A 17,136-nucleotide genomic window follows, 5' to 3' on the forward strand; every position below is an offset into this window, starting at 1 on the left:
ATGTGACTGAAATCTACCCCGGATTTGTATGTTCAGGCGCGGGATGGGGAGTGTAATCTTGCGTGGTGCCCCATGCCCGACCCGCGCTGGACTGCCTTGATTTTTCAGTTGAAAGCGAAGGCCGCAAGTATGTTTATTCCGGTGATGCCAGTTTGTGCGATGCGCTGACAGCGCTGTGTGCCGGCGCGGATTTGTTGCTGCACTGGTGCTATCGCTTGGACGGGGAGGGCGCGTATCCGGCCATGCAGGCGCTCATGCCCACCCCAAGCGAAATTGGCAGAATGGCCAAATCGGTAGGGGGGTGCGGCTTGTTGCTCACCCATATCAGGGTGCGCGCAGACGCCCTCGAGGCGCGAGCCTCCACGTTGGCTGCTCTAGCAAAGAGCTTTGTCCCTCTCAGCGGTATCGCGGAAGATTTGGCTGCAATCGACATCTGTGTGCTTTTTGCACGCCACGCATGGATTGCGGTTTGCCAAATACAGACCGTATGATCTCAGAATGATCTGTCCATGCGGGAGGATGTGCTACTGCTTCGTCGGCTTTGCCGCTTTCCCGATATGACGCCGCCTGACCCATCAGCAGTGCGTTTTCGCGGGGGGATTTTAGGGTCACATTGTCCTAGTCGTAGCCAGTCATCTCTAGATAGCCCCGTCCGCTGTGGCTGCCGTTGACTTGGACTGGCCCTTCCCAATAGGGCACAGCCATGTCCATCCATGCCTGCGGATTCAGCGCATCCACGGTGATATCAACGCCGTATTCGGGGACACGGACCTGCCAGCGGGTTGGAACTTTGCGCCTGTCTACATCCGAGGTCGCTATCGGGGTGGCGTCAAAGCTGCCATCGGGCAGCGTGGTCGTTGTGCCGTCAGGCAATATCCATGTGGCTGACGTGTAATAGCTGCCGTCGGCCTGCCACAGTCTGAAACCCATCAGCTTTTCGCCCGCATCAAAGGAGATCGAAAACCAGTCCCAGCCGGTTTGGTCTGCCGCTAGCGGTTGGGAGGACCACTCACGATCCAGCCATGCGGTGCCGGTGACAGGGATGTCGCCTTCGGGCAGGGTTAGCGTGCCAGTCAGCTCAAAAAACGGCTGGGAGTAATAATAACTTGCCTGCCCCTGCTGGGATTTGACCGAATAGCCGTCTGCGCCATGGAACACTAGCGGTCCGCGCGATTGCAGGGACACATCATAGGCAAAGTCTGGTCCTGCTGCGCGCAGCGCTAGGGCATCGAAGCTATCGCCGCGCATGTGCCATTCGTCAATCCAAGCCTCAAAGGGGTCAGCGGTGACGCCTGCCTGTCCCGTCCCGCCCCGTGCAAAACGCTCCGAGGTGTAGTGAGCTTCGGCTGTCGTCACAGCGGCATTGCCGAACCAGATTTGCGGGCTGTCCCAGTCTTGCGTGCCGTAAGGCGCAAGCGCTGAGCGGAACAGCGTCCATTGTAGCCCGTATGCGGTACCGTCTGGCCCTTCCATATTTGCTGTCAGATACCACCACTCGATCCGGTAGGCGGGATGTGGACCATGATCGGCGGGAAAGCTAAACTGCGGTGCGGGCTCAGGCGTGGCGAAGCCCTCAGCCTCACTGCCCATGCCGGCGAACCCTTGGGCTACAACTGGGAAGGCGCCAGCAAAGGCAAAGAATGAAATAAGGAGTACGGTTTTAACGTTCATTGGCAAACACCTTCAACAAATCAGCTGGCGGGGTGCGTGCCAGTCTGCGTGCAGGCCATGCCGCCGCCGCAACCGCAGCGACCAAAGCGAACAGGCCCAGCACCGCGTAATCGCGCGGAAACACATACATTGGCAGGCGCCAGCCAAAAGCTTCGACATTCACGACCGCCAGCAAGACCCATGCCAGCGCAAGCCCAAGTGGGAGAGCCATCATTGCTGTTAGCACGGCCAGCACCACTGCCCGTATCAATTCAAGCTGCCCCAACCGCCGCCGTGTTAGCCCCAGAGCCCACGCGGGCGCCAATTGCGGCAGCCGCATGCCTGCCAGCGTTAGCAAGCTCATGAAAATGGCAAAGCCGGCCACGCTGAGGGTGAGCACATTAAGCGCCGCTGTCACGGTAAATGTTCGTTCAAACACCGACAAAGAAAACGCCTTGATCTGGGCCTGATCCGTGATGCTTTGTGCGGTTAGCCCGAATTCGGTAGTAAGCGCCGTTCGCAGGGCATCCGGTGTCACAGTGCGCAGGCCAAAACGCGTTGCGCGTATCTGTGGGTTCAGTTCGGCAAACAAAGGCTCTGCGATGATAGCCTGCCCCATAGGGTTGCCGTAGTCCCCGAAAACGCCTGCGATGGGCAGCGCAAGGCCCGGCGCGATCGTCAGGCTATCACCTACCCAAATCCCTGCGCGACGGGCGAGTTGTTCATTCACCAGCACAGCCGTGCCGTCGGCAATCAGGTCCCAGACTTCGGGCATTTCATCAAGCAGTTGCCAATTCTCGCGGTAGGTCGCACCGATCCGCGCGCCGTAAAGCTCTGCAGGTAGGCCTGCAAGCTCGGCCTCTACCGACAGCAAAGGCAGAACCTCGGTCACACGTTGGGCGACGAAGACCTCCAGCGCGTCGGCCTGTTCTCTGCTTTCGGTGCTCACGTAAAGCTCTGATGCAAGGCGTTGATCGAGAAAGCTGGTAAAGGTGAGCCGAAAGCTTGAGACCATCGTGGACACCCCGATATTTGCAGCCATCGCAAGTAGCAGCGCCATGAGAGCGAGGCTCAGACCGGGCAACTGTTGCAGGGTGTCAGCCCAAAACCATTGCGCGGTGACCCCTTTGGCGCGGGATTGCGACAGGCGAAGGGTGGCGTCCAGCAGCAGGGGTAGGGCCAGTGCCGCCCCGACCAGCAAACAGCCCAGCAGGCCGAACCCCATGACCAGCCCTTCCCCCAGCAGGGCAAGCAAGCAGGCGACGACCAGCAAAGTCAAACTTGCCGCGATCTGAAGCCGCCGCCGCGACCCGCGTGCTGTGGCCCATGCTCGTGGCTGGGCGCTGGCCAGAAGCGGCATCCGCGCAATTGATGCCAACGCACCGGCCGCTGCGATCCCTGTTCCAAGCACCGAAATCGCAATGCCCGATAGCCACCATGAGGGCCGCAGTTGCAATGTCCCCGACACCTGCGCGCCGTATAGCCCTTTGAGCGTCGCAGCCACATCAGGCAACAGGCTCGCTGCCACCAGATAGCCAAGGCACACGCCGATAAGCCCTCCGATCAGAGCAAGCACAAAAAGCTCAGCCGCCATCAGCGCAATCAATCGATGCAGTGGCATGCCCAAAGCACGCAGCGTGCGCACCATGCCTCGCCGCTGTTCAAACGCCAGGCCGATGGCGCCGTGCACAATGAAAATCCCAACAGCAAAGCTGAGTAAACCGAAGGCGGTCAGGTTGAGGTGAAAGCTATCTGTGAGCCGCCCGACATCGGATCCACCTTGCGCCACGCGGCGAATAAGATCGGGGGCGATGTCTATCAGCGGGGGGCGGCCCACAGGCTGCTGTGGTGCGATAATCAGGCGGCTCAATTCACCCTTTGCGGCGAGCAGGCGCTGGGCCACGAAAATATCGGTAATGGCAGTACCCGGGGCGATTGACGGCTGGACCACCACAGGAGCGTCAATCAACCCCTCAATTTTTTCTGCTGTCGCGGCATTTGCGAACACCGGCTGTTGCGCCAGAAACGCTGGCAGATCCATAACACCACTGCCGCCCACTGGTCCCAACCCGCCGGGAGCCGTGAGCGGATCAATCCCGACTAGCCGCACATCCCCCAAACGGCCCTCTATGACCGGACCTACCAGCCACCCTGCGCGGCGAAGGGCGATGAAGGTCTCTTGGGGGATCGTTTCGCCTGCGCGCGGCAGCAATTGGTCATACTGCCCTTCACCAAGCGTGGCGGCAGCGGCGTCATAGCTTGCGCGGGCCTCGGCGTTGACTGCCTGCACGCCTGACCACAAAGCGGTCGCCAGTGCTAACCCAGCCACTAGCGTAAACAGTTGTAAGGGATTGCGCCGCCAATGCGACAGCAGCGCCGAAAGAGCAGCAGCTGTCATGCCAGCAATCCGCGTTGCAGGTGCAGTTGCCGCTGCATCTGCCCTGCCAGACGGGGTGAGTGCGTGACCATCACAAGCGCGGCACCGGTCTGGCGTACCAGGGTCAGCATCTGGTCCATCACTTCGGCCGCTGTTGCTTCGTCCAGATTTCCCGTCGGCTCATCCGCCAGCACAAGCTTCGGCCTAGCCGCCAAGGCGCGCGCGATGGCGACGCGCTGTTGCTGGCCCCCCGATAGCTGCTCCGGATATTTGGTCAGATGCGCGCCCAGACCGAGCGCTGCAGCCAGCTCATCCGCAGCCTCACGATCATAGACGCCAGCCAACCGCGCCTGAAAGGCAATGTTGGCAGCTACATCCAGTGAGGGTATTAGGTTGAACTGTTGGAATATAATCCCGACGCCACTCCGCCGCACAGCCGCACGACCCGCATCATCCATCTGCGCGACATCTTGCCCGTCCAGCAGAATGCTGCCTTCATCTGCAATGTCCAATCCGCCGATCAGATGCAAAAGCGTGCTCTTGCCAGACCCGCTCTCGCCAGTCAGCGCGAGGGTGTCTCCGGCGGCGACCTCCAGATCAATGCCGCGCAAGACAGGCACGCGGCCTTCGGCACCTGCGTAGAATTTCTTGAGAGCTTTGACATTCAGCAGCATAGGGCACTCCGTGGGCTGCCTAAGTCCTATCGCAGATGTGCGTGAAGGCCAGCAGGATTTCGGGGCGCTTGGACCATATGTCGCGTGCGCAGTGGTCAGCGGCGTTGCGGCAGCTAGATTGCAAGATAGTTGAAAGGCGGGGCGCAATGGAACTGACACCGGAATGGGAATACGTGGCGGACATGGTAATGGGCGGAATTTCAACCGGTGAGGTCCGGCAAGAGCTGATCGCGGGGCGGCAGGCGGCGCATTTGACGGGCCATGTCTCGCTTGAGAATAGTGGCGGGTTCATCCAGATGGCCTTTGATGTGGCGCACGGTGATGTGATGGATGCCTCCGTTTGGCAGGGGATCGAGATCGAGGCGCTCGGTGTTGGCACCGGTTATGAGATGCGGCTGCGCACGGATCAGTTGGAGCGGCCATGGCAATCCTTTCGCGCGGCCTTTGATGTGGCCGATGATTGGCGGACCCTGCGCCTACCGTGGACCAACTTCGAGGCTCGCAAGACCGACAAGACGCTCGATCCCGCCCGCCTGCGCCGGATCGGTATTCTTGCTTATGGGCAAGAGATGCAGGCCGATATCGCCATCTCGGCCGTTAGGTTTTACCGTTGAATAGCATGGGGCAATCACGTGACCTTGATGCAGCCGATGTTAGTGCGATCATCCAGATGGCGCTCAGCGATCATGTGCCTTTTTCCACGATAGAACTAGAATATGGCCTGTCGGAAAAAGAGGTTCAAACCCTCATGCGGCGGGAGCTGAAGCCGGGAAGCTACCGCACGTGGCGCAAGCGCGTGCATGCCTTTGGTACCCGTCGGGAACAGTACAAATGAGCCGGCCCCGCGACAAAGGGCTTGCGGTTCCGGCCAGCCGGTTAGGTCGCCTGTCGCGCCTTGGCTTCATGACCGCAGGTGTTGCAGGGAACATGGCAATCGGCGGCATGGCGCAGCTTGGCCGCGGGGAGCGCCCTGATTGGAGAGGGCTGCTGCTCACGTCGGCGAACGTCACGCGCATTGCTGACCAGCTTTCCAAGATGCGCGGCGCGGCGATGAAGATCGGGCAACTTGTCTCCATGGACGCCGGCGATGTGCTGCCACCCGAGCTTGCCGCGATTATGGCACGGCTGCGTGAGGATGCCGATTTCATGCCGCCAGCCCAGCTTAAGAAAGTGCTGGCGGGGCAGTGGCCAGAGGGATGGTTGCGGGAATTTTCCCGTTTTGACGTGCGTCCCATTGCGGCTGCCTCCATCGGGCAGGTCCACCGCGCACAATTGCGTGACGGTCGCGATCTGGCGGTCAAGGTTCAGTACCCCGGTGTGGCCCGTAGCATCGACAGCGATGTGGCGAATGTGGGGGCGTTGATCCGTATGTCGGGCATGCTGCCAAAGGGCTTTGCGTTTGAGCCATATCTGGCCGAGGCGGCCCTGCAGCTGCACGAAGAAACCGACTATCTAAGGGAGGCCTACTACCTCAATAGGTTCCGCGAGTTGCTCGCAGATGAACAGGGATTTACCCTGCCGCAAGTCCATGCAGACTGGAGCACACAAAGCATCCTCGCGATGAGTTTTGTCGCAGGAAAGCCGATCGAAGAGTCCGCGTCGGAAAGCCAGGAGCAGCGCAATCTGATCATGCAGAAGCTAATTGAGTTGTTTCTAAAAGAGGTGTTTGAATTCAAATTGATACAGAGCGATCCTAATTTCGCAAACTATCGCTATGGCCCAGTGACGGGTGATGTGGTTTTACTCGATTTTGGAGCGGTGCGGGAGATAAGTAGCGACATTTCAATGCTTTACATAAAGTTACTGATGGCAGGCGCTGGTGGGCAGCGGCGCGAACTTGAAGAACTGTCATTAAGTATTGGATTTATAGGTGAAAATACAAGTCGAGCGCATCGAGATCAAGTGCTTGATCTTATGCAGATGGCGTTTCATGGCCTGCGCACAACTGTCTGTGATTTCGCGGATACAACCCTCACACAGAAGATGCAGCGCGCGGGTGAAGCCTTGGCGCGTGACGGGTTTGTGCCACCCGTTATTCAAATGGATGCACTCTATGTGCAGCGAAAGTTGGCGGGCTTATATCTGCTGGGTGTAAAGCTGAAAGCGCGGCTGCCTGTTGGTCAGATGTTGAGCGATTATCTTGCGGGTTAAAGGGTGCGGAGCATGTTAGCCCCGCACTCTGCCTCAGCTCTTTTTTGTGTCGTCGACCACGTTCATTGTGGCGAGGCCGGAATTGCCCAACTCTACACCTGCGAAGGGTCCGCCGTGGCACATGTGGTTTGGATCATGCGGGTCCATGGGGGGCTCGTTGGACAGCACTTCTTGCGCGAATTTTTCGGCGTTGTCCGTAGGGCGGTAGCCCAGAAAGCTTGCCTTTGAATTGTCCACTGGCGCGCGGTCGTTGTTGCTGACGCCGTAGATTACAGCGAAGCCTGTGACCGGCGTTTCAATGCAGCGGGTGACCAACTGGATCAGGTCGTCATAGCTGAGCCATGATCCCAAAGCACGGGCATTGTTGACCTGTGCGCAGGACAGGATGCGCATGTGAACGCTCTCTACGCCGCGCTTTTCCCAGTACATGCGTCCCAGATCTTCGGAGAAGCACTTGGCAAGGCCGTAGAACGTATCGGGGCGGTGGGCCACTTCGGTGTTGATGAATTCGTTTTTGGGATACATGCCGACAGCGTGGATCGACGAGCCATAGACAACACGGCGCACGCCATGCCGCGATGCGGCTTCCCAGATGTTGTAGGAACCGATGAAGTTTGGTCCCAAAAGTTGCTCGAAGGGGCCTTCGTCCACGAAAGCGCCCATGTGTACCACCATTTCGGCGCCTTCGATGATGGCGTTCATGGCGTCAAAGTCCGCCAGATCGGCCTGCACATACCGCTCGCCTGCATAAAGCGTGCCTGGCTGCTCTTTGATATCGGTGGAAACGAGTTCGTCGCAGAGCGCGGTCAGCGGCTCACGCAGATAGGAGCCAAGGCGCCCTGCGGCACCAGTGAGGACTATTTTACTAAGCTTTTTGGGCATGTGGAGGCCTTTCGGGGTAGGTTATTTCAGTTGTTCTTGAACATCTGACAGAAGCGCATCGGTGGCGCGAGCCAGAAGCGTTGTATCGGTGCCGCAAGCAACGAAGGTGAAGCCTTCGTTCAACAGCTGTGCGGCGAAGGTGGCATCATTGACCAGCGTGCCTACGGGCATGCCCTTGGCGATCAGCTTTTGGGCGCAGGGACGGATCAGGTCCCAGACTTCGGCGTCTAAGGGCTTGCCCAGTTTGCCGATATCAGCAGCAATGTCAGCCGGGCCAAAGAAAATACCATGGACGCCATCAACGTCCGCGATAGCCTCGGCTTGGGCGATGGCGCTGCGCGACTCCAGTTGCAGCAGGACGGTCGTCTCATCCTCAACCCTGGAGAGGTAGTCAGGGATGCGGCCAAAGTTATTGGCACGCGTGGCGCCAGAGAACCCGCGCACGCCGCGCGGAGGGTAGCGTGTAGCGGCAACGGCGGCCTCGGCTTCGGCCACGGTATTGATCATAGGAAACAACAGGCCGCGCGCGCCAAGATCTAGCAGGCGCTTGACCATCACGGGGTCATTCCATTCGGGCCGCACGATTGTCGTGGTGCCTGTGGCGGCAAAGGCCTGCATCTGGCCCAACGTGCTGAAGTAATCGTTGGGTGCATGCTCCATATCAATCAGCGCCCAATCGAAACCTGCAGGGGCGGTGACTTCGGCTGCGAAAGCGCTCGACAAGCTGATCCATAGGCCAAGTTGTTTTTGCTTTGCGCGTAGGGCGTGTGTGAAGGGATTGTCAGGATAATCCACTAAATGTCCTCACCAGCAGCAACAGAAGCTTGTACTTTTTCAATCTCTGTTCTGCTCAGACCATAGTCATTGGCGGCAGAACTTGCGGTAATGTAACCTCTCGCCAAATCCCGCTTGATTGCGGCCTCATCGCGTTCTGACGCAGCGCCGTAACCTGCGCCGCCGGGAAATGCCATGTGTACGCGTGCGCCGTGGTGGACGAATTGGCGGCCTTTGCCTTTCATGGGCGTGCCGTCATCGCGGGCGATTGTAGTGGGCGCGCCATTGCCGCCACCGCGTCTCCCACGGGCAGGGTGATCTACACGGTCGAGCATCGCGGAGAGATCGAATTCATAGCCATCGCGTGCGCCCACTTCCATGAACTGACCCAAACCGCCACGCATTCGGCCAACGCCACCTGAATTGGGGCGCAATTCCTTGCGCCAAATGATCACTGGGCCTGCGTGCTCTGTGGCCTCAACTGGCATTGTCATCACGCCAGAGGGGAAGGCGGTTGCGTTCAGCCCGTCCACCTGCGGACGCGCGCCTGCACCGCCTGAGTTAAAGGTGAGCACTTCTGCACGGCGGGCATCAGCGGGTGCGTCCTTTAGGGGACGCAGTGAGACCTGAAAGTTGCACAAGCAGCCTGCGCCTTCGGCGGGGACCACATCAGGCAGGATTTTGTCCAGCGCGTCATAGACGGTGTCTGGCACGAAGTGACCGACGATGTGGCGCAGGGCCACGGGTGCCGGATGCAGCGCGTTTACGATGGTATTTTCCGGTGCATAAATCTCGAATGGGGCAAGGGATGCAGCGTTGTTGGGGATCTCCGGTGCAATCGCGCATTTGAGCGCGTAGCAGGCATAGGCTTTGGCATAGACCAGAGGACAGTTGATCCCCTTGGGGTCCAGCCCCGAAGTCCCCGTGAAATCGCTCAGGATGCGATCCTTGCTGATGGTAAGTTTTACTCGCAGGGTAATTGGCGTGGCGAAGCCGTCCACCGTCATCTCGCCAGTGGCTGAGGTTTGGGGCAGGGCAGCGAGCCGCTCCAATGTGGCGCGGCGCGAGTTGTTAAAGATGAACTCTGCGATGCCTGTCAGGTCATCTAGGTCGAACTCGGTCATCATCTCGATCAGGCGGCGGTGGCCGATTTCGTTGCAGGTAGCCAACGCGTAAAGGTCCCCGACCAGCTGGTCAGGCTCGCGTACGTTGCCGCGCACAATGCGCAGCAGGGTCTGGTCCACTTCACCACGGTCGGCAAAGCGCATGATCGGCAGGTACAGCCCTTCTTCGTAGACGGAGTTGGCATCTGCGCCGAACCCGCGCCCGCCGATATCGACGACATGGGCTGTACAGGCGAAAAAGCCCACCAGCGCGCCATGGTGGAACGACGGGGTAACCATGGTGATGTCATGCAGGTGGCCGGTGCCTTCCCATGGGTCGTTAGTCAGGTATACGTCGCCCTCGGCCATCGTTTCGCGGCCGATGCGGCGGATGAAATGGGCAACGGCATCGGCCATGGCGTTCACATGGCCTGGTGTGCCGGTGACGGCTTGCGCCAGCATCAGGCCGTCGGTGTCATAAACGCCTGCCGACAGATCGCCGGCCTCACGCACAGAGGTGGAAAAGGCCGTGCGCACCAGCGCTTGTGCCTGTTCCTCCACGACCGAGATCAGGCGGTTCCACATAACTTGATAAGCGACAGTTGACGGCGTGCTCATGCGTCTTGCTCCTTTGGAGTGATGTCGATGCAGCCGTCAGGCTGGCGGATCGCGCGTCTGCTGGAGGGGATGATGATCGTGGTTTCGTCCTCGGGAATCATTGCTGGGCCGTTAGCGATGTCACCAACGCGCAGGGTGTCGCGTGGAAAGATATAGCCGTTTTGCTTCGCGCCCAAGGCGGCGTCGAAGAACGTGCATTTGCCCTTCATCACGGCACTGCGTTCACCGTCGCTTTGCTCGGTCAGCGGGGTGTCTTGGGGCGGGGTCGTGGCATTAACAGACCATACGGTGATCTCGATATCCATACCCGCAACGGCGCGCCCGAAGAGGCGGGCGTAATCCGCCTCGAAGAGCGTTTTGAACAGGGCGGCGTCTGGGGCATTTGCCTGCGCAGGGGTGAGTGCGATGGGGATTTCCCAGCCTTGGCCCTTGTAACGCATATAGACTTTGTATTCCGCGATGATGTCCGCATCGGGTGCGCAAATTTGCACAAAAGCGGTGGCTTCGGATTGCAGTTCTGAGAGCAGGCTGCGCACTGTCGGCGCGTCAAACCCGTCCAGCGTCATGTAAACGGAGCGGGTCGCCTCAAAGCTGAACGGCGCGCGCAAGAACCCGATCGCAGAGCCTACGCCTGCGCCCGGTGGCACCAGCAACCGCTCAACCCCCAGCTTTTCGCACAGACGTGCGGCATGCAGCGGGGCTGCACCGCCAAAGGCGATCATCGTGTATTCTGACAGATCCTCGCCGTTCTCCACAGCATGCACGCGCGCTGCGTTTGCCATGTTTTCGTCCACCACTTCAGACAGGCCGAAGGCGGCGGTCATGTCATCCAGCCCGAGCGGCGCACCAAGGGTTTCAGCAATCGCAGATTTTGAGGCTGTCACATCAAGCGTGATTGATCCACCAGCGAAATTGTCACTATCAAGCTTTCCAAGCACCAGATCGGCATCGGTCACCGCGGGTTTCAAGCCACCGCGCCCGTAGCAGGCAGGCCCGGGCTCGGACCCGGCACTATGCGGGCCCACTCGGATCTGGCGCATGCTGTCCACATGGGCCAGCGACCCACCGCCTGCGCCAATTTCGACCATGTCGATCACGGGGATCGAGATGGGCATGCCGGAGCCTTTCTTGAACCGGTAGCTGCGGGCAACCTCGAACACGCGGGAGGTTTTCGGGGTCTGGTTCTGGATCAGGCAAATCTTGGCGGTAGTCCCGCCCATGTCAAAGCTCAGCACCTTGTCCAACCCGTAGCGCGCGGCGATATGCGCAGCAAAGACTGCCCCGCCAGCAGGGCCGCTTTCGACAAGCCGCACAGGGAATTCTGCCGCACTTTCCAGCGATATGATGCCGCCGCCCGAGTGCATCAGGAAGATCGCGCAATCCACACCCGTTTCGCGCAGGCGGCCCTCAAGGCGACCCAGATAGCTTTTCATTAGCGGTTTGATATAGGCGTTGGCAACAACAGTGTTGAAACGCTCGTATTCTCGCATTTGCGGGCTGACCTCGCAACTGATCGAGATCGTGACATCCGGCAGGCGTGCCGCCAGCACGCCGCGGACCAGCCGCTCATGCGCGGGGTTAAGATAACTGTGCAGCAGGCCAATCGCGACGCTTTCATAACCAGCCAATGCAATCGCCTCGACGACAGGTTCGATATCGGCGGGGTCCAACGGGATCAGCTCGGCGCCGGTGGCATCAATGCGGCCCGGCACGGTATAGCGCATCTGGCGCGGCAGCAGCGGCTCCGGCAGTTGTAGGTTGAGGTCGTATTGTTCGAACCGCGACTCGGTGCGCATTTCGATCACATCGCGGAAGCCTTCGGTGGTAATCAGCGCGGTTTTCGCGCCACGCCGTTCAATCAAGGCGTTGGTGGCAAGAGTGGTGCCGTGGATAATCTGGGTGATGTCGTGCGGTGTGATACCCGCTTTGGCGCACACAGCCTGCATCCCGTCGAGGATCGCCTGCTCGGGTGCGTCATATTTGGTCAGCACCTTGGTCGAGAAACTCTCGCCGCGCGTTTCCAGCACCACATCGGTGAATGTGCCACCGATATCCACGCCGAGGCGCGCGTCCTGCCTGCTCATATTCTTGTCCTGTCTTAAAGTTTGATGTCGTAGGTTACCCACGGCGTGCGGGTGGCGACACGGTCATAAACGCCGCGCGCGCGGTAGTTGTCCTCGGCGGTGATCCAGCGGATCACGCCCCAGCCTTTTTCGCGGCCCACAGCGCTGACAGCGTCGATCAACGCCTGTGCCGCACCGCTGCCGCGTGCGGTGGGGTCCACAAACAGATCATCCAGAAAACCGCTGGTGATGGCCCTCAAGGTTGAGACGAAGGGGCGGTAGTGGGTGAAGCCGATCAACTTGCCGTCTTGCTCAGCGACAAGGCAGTTCGAGCCGTGGTCGGGATCGTTCAGCCAGCCCCAAACCGTCTCGCGCATCTGCGGTGTCTGTTCGACGGCGTAGAATTTAGCATAGCCCTGAAACAGGGTTTCCCAAGCGGCTTTATCGCTTGGCTCAAGGGGGCGGATGGTGACAGACATGACAGGCTCCTTGCAGGTCAGATGACAGCGGTTTCAAGAAATCGGGTGCCGGTGGTGGCGCGGTTGACGTCAAAGGCCGACAGATCAAGACTGCGGTACTCGCCATAGGTGATCAGTTCGGCGATGCCGCGCCCCATGGCAGGGGATTGTTGCAGGCCGTGGCCGGAAAATCCGTTGACGAAGATGAAATTCGGGCATTCCTGTGCGCGGCCCAGCAGCGCGTTTTGATCCAGCGTGTTATAGGCATAATGCCCGACCCACTGGTTGATGACTTTGACCGCTTCGAATTGCGGGATGCGGGTGGCGATCGCAGGCCATACCTTTTGCTCCCAAATGCTGTGATCAAAGATAAAATCGTCATAGGCGACGTCGTCATCCTCGTCCGGTGGGCAGCCAGCCAGATAGTATTTCCCCTCCGTGCGTACATGTACGCCAGAGGGATCAATCGTAAGCGGCAGGTCGCGATCCAGCGGTTCGGCTGCGTCGAACACGAATGTATAGCGCTTGCGCGGCACCACGGGAATTTCTAGCCCTGCCATGCGCGCGGTCGCCGCCGCGCGAGGACCCGAAGCATTGACCAGCGCGCCGCAGTCGATTCGTGTGCCATCGCTCAGGGTCACGCTTTGCACGGCGTTGCCTGCGCGGGTGATGGCCGTCACTTCGCCGTGGATATATTCGACGCAGTTCGCGCGCGCGCTGCGTTTGAACCAATCAAACATCGTGCCGCCGTCGAAATAGCCTTCATCCACAAGATTGTGGTTGCCGGCGATGATGTCATCCAGCTGGTAGAAGGGGTAAGCGGCGGCGATCTCTTTGCGGGAAAGGTGGCGGGTGCCTGCGCCCAACGCTTCTTGCACGGCCTGCGCACGTTCCAGCGTGAGGGCAAACTCAGGCGTATCGGCCAGATACAAATAGCCAAAGCTATGCAGCGATAGATGCGGGACGTCGGGATTGCCGCCCATGAATTGGCGGAAATTCTTGATAAACTCTGCGCCGAACTGGCTGACCTGAATGTTGGTGGCATTACTGAACTGCTGGCGAATGCAGCTGTTGGTGTGCGAGGTCGAGGCGAAGGCGTAGGTCGGGTCACGCTCGACCACCAGAACCTTGCCGTCAAAACCGGCCATCTGGGTCAGCCACCAAGCTACGGCAGAACCGTAGATGGCGCCGCCAACGATTAATACATCATAACTTGAGCGGGATGGAGCCTGCATAGAAGTGCTTTCTGCTGAACGAACACCGGCACGATAACCACGGCTCGGATGCTTTGCCCAGAGATATCATCAAGGATCAAATGGCGATGCAATGGCACGCGCAACCATTTCAAGCCTGTCCTGCCCATAGAACATATCGCCGCCTATAAAATAGGTCGGAGAGCCAAAGACATTCCGTTCGATCGCCTCTTGGGTGTTGGCACTGAACCGCTCTTGCATCTGCGCGCTTGTTGCGGCGGCGTGTATGGATGCCGCGTCCTCTTCGCATGTCTGGGCTAGTGCGTGCAGTGTTTCGGGGTCGGAAATATCGACGTCATCGCGCCAGTGCGCTTGCAGAATGGCAAAGCTGAGGCGGTCGGGGTCGGATGCGGCCATGATCATACCGCTAGCAAGTGCAAGCGGGTTGTCGTGGTGGGTTGGTCGATGGCAGAGGATCGGCAGGTCACGCCACTGCGCCCATCTGCTCAGCTCGCGGCCAAAGAAATAGTCGATATGCGCTGCACTTCGTCCTTTAAACCCCGGCGCGCCTGCGCTGGCGATCACAGGCAGGAAATCAAATGGCCGATGCGCGATGGTCCATCCGGCATCCTGCGCGATCTGCGTCAGGGCAGGGGCACCCAGATAGGCATAGGCGGAATGGGCCGAGTAGAAATATTCTATCACATTATTGCTCATGGTGATCCTTTCGGGGGCATTTGTCGTGTGGTTGTTTGACTTTGCACGCGGATGCGCCACTCTCATGACCGTATGGTAAGGGTGTCATTGGATGGACCGTCAAGAGATAGAAGTTTTGATCGGGCGGGTAGCGATGAATGATCGCGAGGCGTTCTCGGGTCTGTATGACGCGACTTCAGCGAAACTTTTCGGGGTATGCCTGCGTGTGTTGCACAACAGATCAGCCGCCGAGGATGCTATGCAGGACAGTTTTGTAAAGGTTTGGAAGCACGCGTCGCGCTACCAGTCCAACGAGCTTAGCCCGATGACGTGGCTGATCACCATTGCCCGCAACACGTCCATTGACCGGCTGCGGGCCACGCGCAAGGGCCACGTGGATATTGACGCCCCGGGGCTTGAGCTTGCTGCCGCCACCGCGGGACCTGAGCAGTTGGCTGTGGCGGCCGGTGAAGCGCGGCGGCTGACCAGATGTCTGGATGAGCTGGCCGAGGATCGCGGTGCTGCGGTGCGCGGTGCTTACCTTGACGGGAAAACCTATGCCGATCTGGCGAAGACGGTTTCCGTCCCGCTCAATACCATGCGCACATGGCTGCGCCGTGGCCTGATTTCGTTGCGGGAGTGCATGAGCCGTGAGTGAGGGACCCGAAATGGTAGATGAGAGCACGCCGCAGGGCGATAACCTGCTGGCCGCTGAGTTGGTGCTTGGTCTGCTTGCGGGCGACGAGCAGCGTGATGCACTGACGAAGAGCCGCACGGAGCCGACTTTTGCCGCTTTGGTAGCCGGTTGGCAGGAACGCTTTGTCCCTATGACCGATGCTATCGAACCGGTTGCACCGCCGCGCCGCGCCAAAAAACGCCTTCTCAAACGTTTGTTCAATACTATGCCTGTGCCGCTGTCACAGCGGTTGTGGGTTTGGAAAGGGCTTAGCGTGGCCGCCTTGGCCGTTGCCACCTATTTGGGGGTCCAGCAGCTTGCGGTTAATCCGGTCTCGGGTACGGATGCGCTTTATGCGACCCAGCTTAGTAGTACTGACGTCCCGCTTCAGGTGCTCGCCGTATTTGATAGTGCGCGCGGCGATGTGGCGCTTAGCCGTGTCGCAGGCAAAGAGGGCGAAAGCCGCGCGTTCGAGCTGTGGGCGATTGTGCCGGAGGCTGCTCCTGTTTCATTGGGCGTACTGTCGGAGGAGGCGACCATGCGCGTCTCGTTGCCGCAAGCGTTGCGTGACCGTGCGGGTGAGCTGACACTCGCGATCTCGGACGAGCCAGCGGGCGGATCACCCACTGGTGCGCCCACAGGTAGCATCCTTGCAGCAGCGCCCCTTACAGAGCTCTAGTTTAACTAAAGACCCCTTTCATCGATATGAGTGAAACCTTTGAACTGATTGAACCGTAGCTCTTGAGACATGCTGGTTAACTGGTGTCTGGGTAATTTGTGCGAATGTCGCTTTAACGAGGACGGCCCGCAGCAGTGCGTGCCGGAGTGATGAGTAGACAGAAGGCTCGGCATGAAAATGTGGCGCATTCCGGATTTTGGGGCACACAAGGAGCCTCGAAATTTTTCTTCGAGGCTTCTTATTCAGGTCGATGGCCGCTTATGACGGCACTGGGTGAGCGACCTTGCGGCGGCCAACCCAGTGCTTATCCAAGCTGACATCAGCGAAAGTTCACTTTGAGCCCGTTGTGCTGGATGCTGCATCACGCACCAATGTCTGTTCTGATGAGAGGGCAATGCGCCTACCTATCGTGGTGACCTCACAATGGTTGTTCTTGGAGAGAATGAGTGTTTCCGTTCATCTTCCGCATTCAAGAGGCTCCTCAGAAGGTCGAATTTCGGCAGATCAAAGCGTATTGTACCCAATTTGCACCGCCAGCACCGCGCTCCCGTCCTGGCTAAAATAGACATTCACCTTCATTGAATACGGAACTACTGCCCTAACGCGAGCCAGAACGCCGCGTGTGGGAAATTCTGGTTCATTGTTGCGAATGGACCATTGCGCCGTAATGCGAAGTGCATCGTCGCTAGCCTCCACATAAGGGTTCTCAGAGCTGAAACTGTCTGGCGACATCGAAAACCCCTGCGCTTCCATGAAAGGGCGGGACGCTTCGATCCCTCCCAGTGCGGATAGAAGCCGGAAAATGCACACTTCAGCTTCGGTAGTCCAGTTGATCCGTTCCCAATCTATCCTCAGCCGCTCTGGCGATTGCTGGTTCTCTGTTCCGGCCACGAGGCAGGAATGCGGGTCGGGGAATCGCGCTGCCACTTCCAGTGCAGTATCGTTCATTTCGCGGGTATATCGGGTTGCATATGGCGGAACGTCAATCGAAGTTTGAAGTGATTGGTTTCGTGAATTAATTTTGGACCAGTCCCAATCAGGTAACAGCCAGACGACAATAATTGTGAGAAAGAGAACTTGAAGCTTTCCCCCCTCTGTCAGGGTTGTTGTCCGCTGCTCTACTTTTCTCTAACTTCCAGGTG

Annotated in this window: 17 protein-coding genes; 6 read left to right on the top strand and 11 right to left on the bottom strand. The window is 59.0% G+C overall.

Annotated elements, in window-relative coordinates:
- Window positions 1–65: 65 nt before the first annotated feature.
- A complete protein-coding gene (locus V7730_RS14640; protein ID WP_335748339.1) occupies window positions 66–491 on the top strand; it encodes an MBL fold metallo-hydrolase in 426 nt (141 codons plus the stop codon).
- A 127-nt stretch (window positions 492–618) separates the two neighbouring features.
- Here V7730_RS14640 and V7730_RS14645 read toward each other — a convergent pair whose 3' ends face one another.
- Genes V7730_RS14645 through V7730_RS14655 form a run of 3 tightly spaced genes read right to left on the bottom strand, consistent with a single transcriptional unit; the run spans window position 619 to window position 4,701 of the window.
- The gene (locus V7730_RS14645; RefSeq protein WP_335748340.1) at window positions 619–1,671 is read right to left on the bottom strand and encodes a lipocalin-like domain-containing protein; all 1,053 of its coding nucleotides are present in this window, start codon (window positions 1,669–1,671) and stop codon (window positions 619–621) included.
- Complete coding sequence (locus V7730_RS14650) at window positions 1,661–4,048, bottom strand: ABC transporter permease (RefSeq protein WP_335748341.1); 2,388 nt, start codon at window positions 4,046–4,048, stop codon at window positions 1,661–1,663. The genes V7730_RS14645 and V7730_RS14650 overlap by 11 nt, the downstream gene beginning before the upstream one ends.
- A complete protein-coding gene (locus tag V7730_RS14655) occupies window positions 4,045–4,701 on the bottom strand; it encodes an ABC transporter ATP-binding protein (protein WP_335748342.1) in 657 nt (218 codons plus the stop codon). The genes V7730_RS14650 and V7730_RS14655 overlap by 4 nt, the downstream gene beginning before the upstream one ends.
- A 146-nt stretch (window positions 4,702–4,847) precedes the next feature.
- On the opposite strand from V7730_RS14655, the gene V7730_RS14660 reads away from it, so the two are divergent.
- Genes V7730_RS14660 through V7730_RS14670 form a run of 3 tightly spaced genes read left to right on the top strand, consistent with a single transcriptional unit; the run spans window position 4,848 to window position 6,852 of the window.
- Window positions 4,848–5,315: a CIA30 family protein gene (locus V7730_RS14660; RefSeq protein WP_335748343.1), complete on the top strand. Its 468-nt coding sequence runs from the start codon at window positions 4,848–4,850 to the stop codon at window positions 5,313–5,315.
- Window positions 5,316–5,320: 5 nt separating this feature from the next.
- Window positions 5,321–5,536 carry a TIGR03643 family protein gene (locus V7730_RS14665; protein ID WP_335748344.1) on the top strand — a complete coding sequence of 72 codons (216 nt, stop codon included), beginning with the start codon at window positions 5,321–5,323 and terminating at the stop codon, window positions 5,534–5,536.
- Window positions 5,533–6,852, top strand: coding sequence for an ABC1 kinase family protein (locus V7730_RS14670; protein ID WP_335748345.1), 1,320 nt, complete (start codon window positions 5,533–5,535; stop codon window positions 6,850–6,852). The genes V7730_RS14665 and V7730_RS14670 overlap by 4 nt, the downstream gene beginning before the upstream one ends.
- Before the next feature lie 33 nt (window positions 6,853–6,885).
- Here the strand turns inward: V7730_RS14670 and V7730_RS14675 are convergent, their stop codons facing one another.
- The 7 genes from V7730_RS14675 to V7730_RS14705 form a co-directional block, all read right to left on the bottom strand.
- Window positions 6,886–7,734, bottom strand: coding sequence for an NAD-dependent epimerase/dehydratase family protein (locus V7730_RS14675; protein ID WP_335748346.1), 849 nt, complete (start codon window positions 7,732–7,734; stop codon window positions 6,886–6,888).
- A gap of 21 nt (window positions 7,735–7,755) precedes the next feature.
- Entirely contained in the window at window positions 7,756–8,529 is a 774-nt protein-coding gene (locus V7730_RS14680; RefSeq protein ID WP_335748347.1) for an HpcH/HpaI aldolase family protein, read from the bottom strand.
- Window positions 8,529–10,229, bottom strand: coding sequence for a hydantoinase B/oxoprolinase family protein (locus tag V7730_RS14685; protein ID WP_335748348.1), 1,701 nt, complete (start codon window positions 10,227–10,229; stop codon window positions 8,529–8,531). Before V7730_RS14685 ends, V7730_RS14680 begins: the two co-directional genes overlap by 1 nt.
- Entirely contained in the window at window positions 10,226–12,313 is a 2,088-nt protein-coding gene (locus V7730_RS14690; RefSeq protein ID WP_335748349.1) for a hydantoinase/oxoprolinase family protein, read from the bottom strand. Before V7730_RS14690 ends, V7730_RS14685 begins: the two co-directional genes overlap by 4 nt.
- Window positions 12,314–12,327: 14 nt before the next feature.
- Window positions 12,328–12,771 carry a GNAT family N-acetyltransferase gene (locus V7730_RS14695; RefSeq protein WP_335748350.1) on the bottom strand — a complete coding sequence of 148 codons (444 nt, stop codon included), beginning with the start codon at window positions 12,769–12,771 and terminating at the stop codon, window positions 12,328–12,330.
- A 17-nt stretch (window positions 12,772–12,788) separates the two neighbouring features.
- On the bottom strand, window positions 12,789–13,985 hold the full coding sequence (locus V7730_RS14700) for an NAD(P)/FAD-dependent oxidoreductase (RefSeq protein WP_335748351.1): 1,197 nt from the start codon (window positions 13,983–13,985) through the stop codon (window positions 12,789–12,791).
- Between the two features lie 69 nt (window positions 13,986–14,054).
- Window positions 14,055–14,660, bottom strand: coding sequence for a 2-hydroxychromene-2-carboxylate isomerase (locus V7730_RS14705; protein WP_335748352.1), 606 nt, complete (start codon window positions 14,658–14,660; stop codon window positions 14,055–14,057).
- Window positions 14,661–14,751: 91 nt separating this feature from the next.
- On the opposite strand from V7730_RS14705, the gene V7730_RS14710 reads away from it, so the two are divergent.
- Window positions 14,752–15,297 carry a sigma-70 family RNA polymerase sigma factor gene (locus V7730_RS14710; RefSeq protein WP_335748353.1) on the top strand — a complete coding sequence of 182 codons (546 nt, stop codon included), beginning with the start codon at window positions 14,752–14,754 and terminating at the stop codon, window positions 15,295–15,297.
- Between the two features lie 10 nt (window positions 15,298–15,307).
- A complete protein-coding gene (locus V7730_RS14715) occupies window positions 15,308–15,994 on the top strand; it encodes an anti-sigma factor (protein ID WP_335748354.1) in 687 nt (228 codons plus the stop codon).
- 504 nt (window positions 15,995–16,498) lie between these two features.
- Here V7730_RS14715 and V7730_RS14720 read toward each other — a convergent pair.
- A complete protein-coding gene (locus V7730_RS14720; protein WP_335748355.1) occupies window positions 16,499–16,942 on the bottom strand; it encodes a hypothetical protein in 444 nt (147 codons plus the stop codon).
- Window positions 16,943–17,136 lie beyond the last annotated feature (194 nt).

The organism is Sulfitobacter sp., from assembly GCF_036961165.1.
Classification (GTDB): domain Bacteria; phylum Pseudomonadota; class Alphaproteobacteria; order Rhodobacterales; family Rhodobacteraceae; genus Sulfitobacter.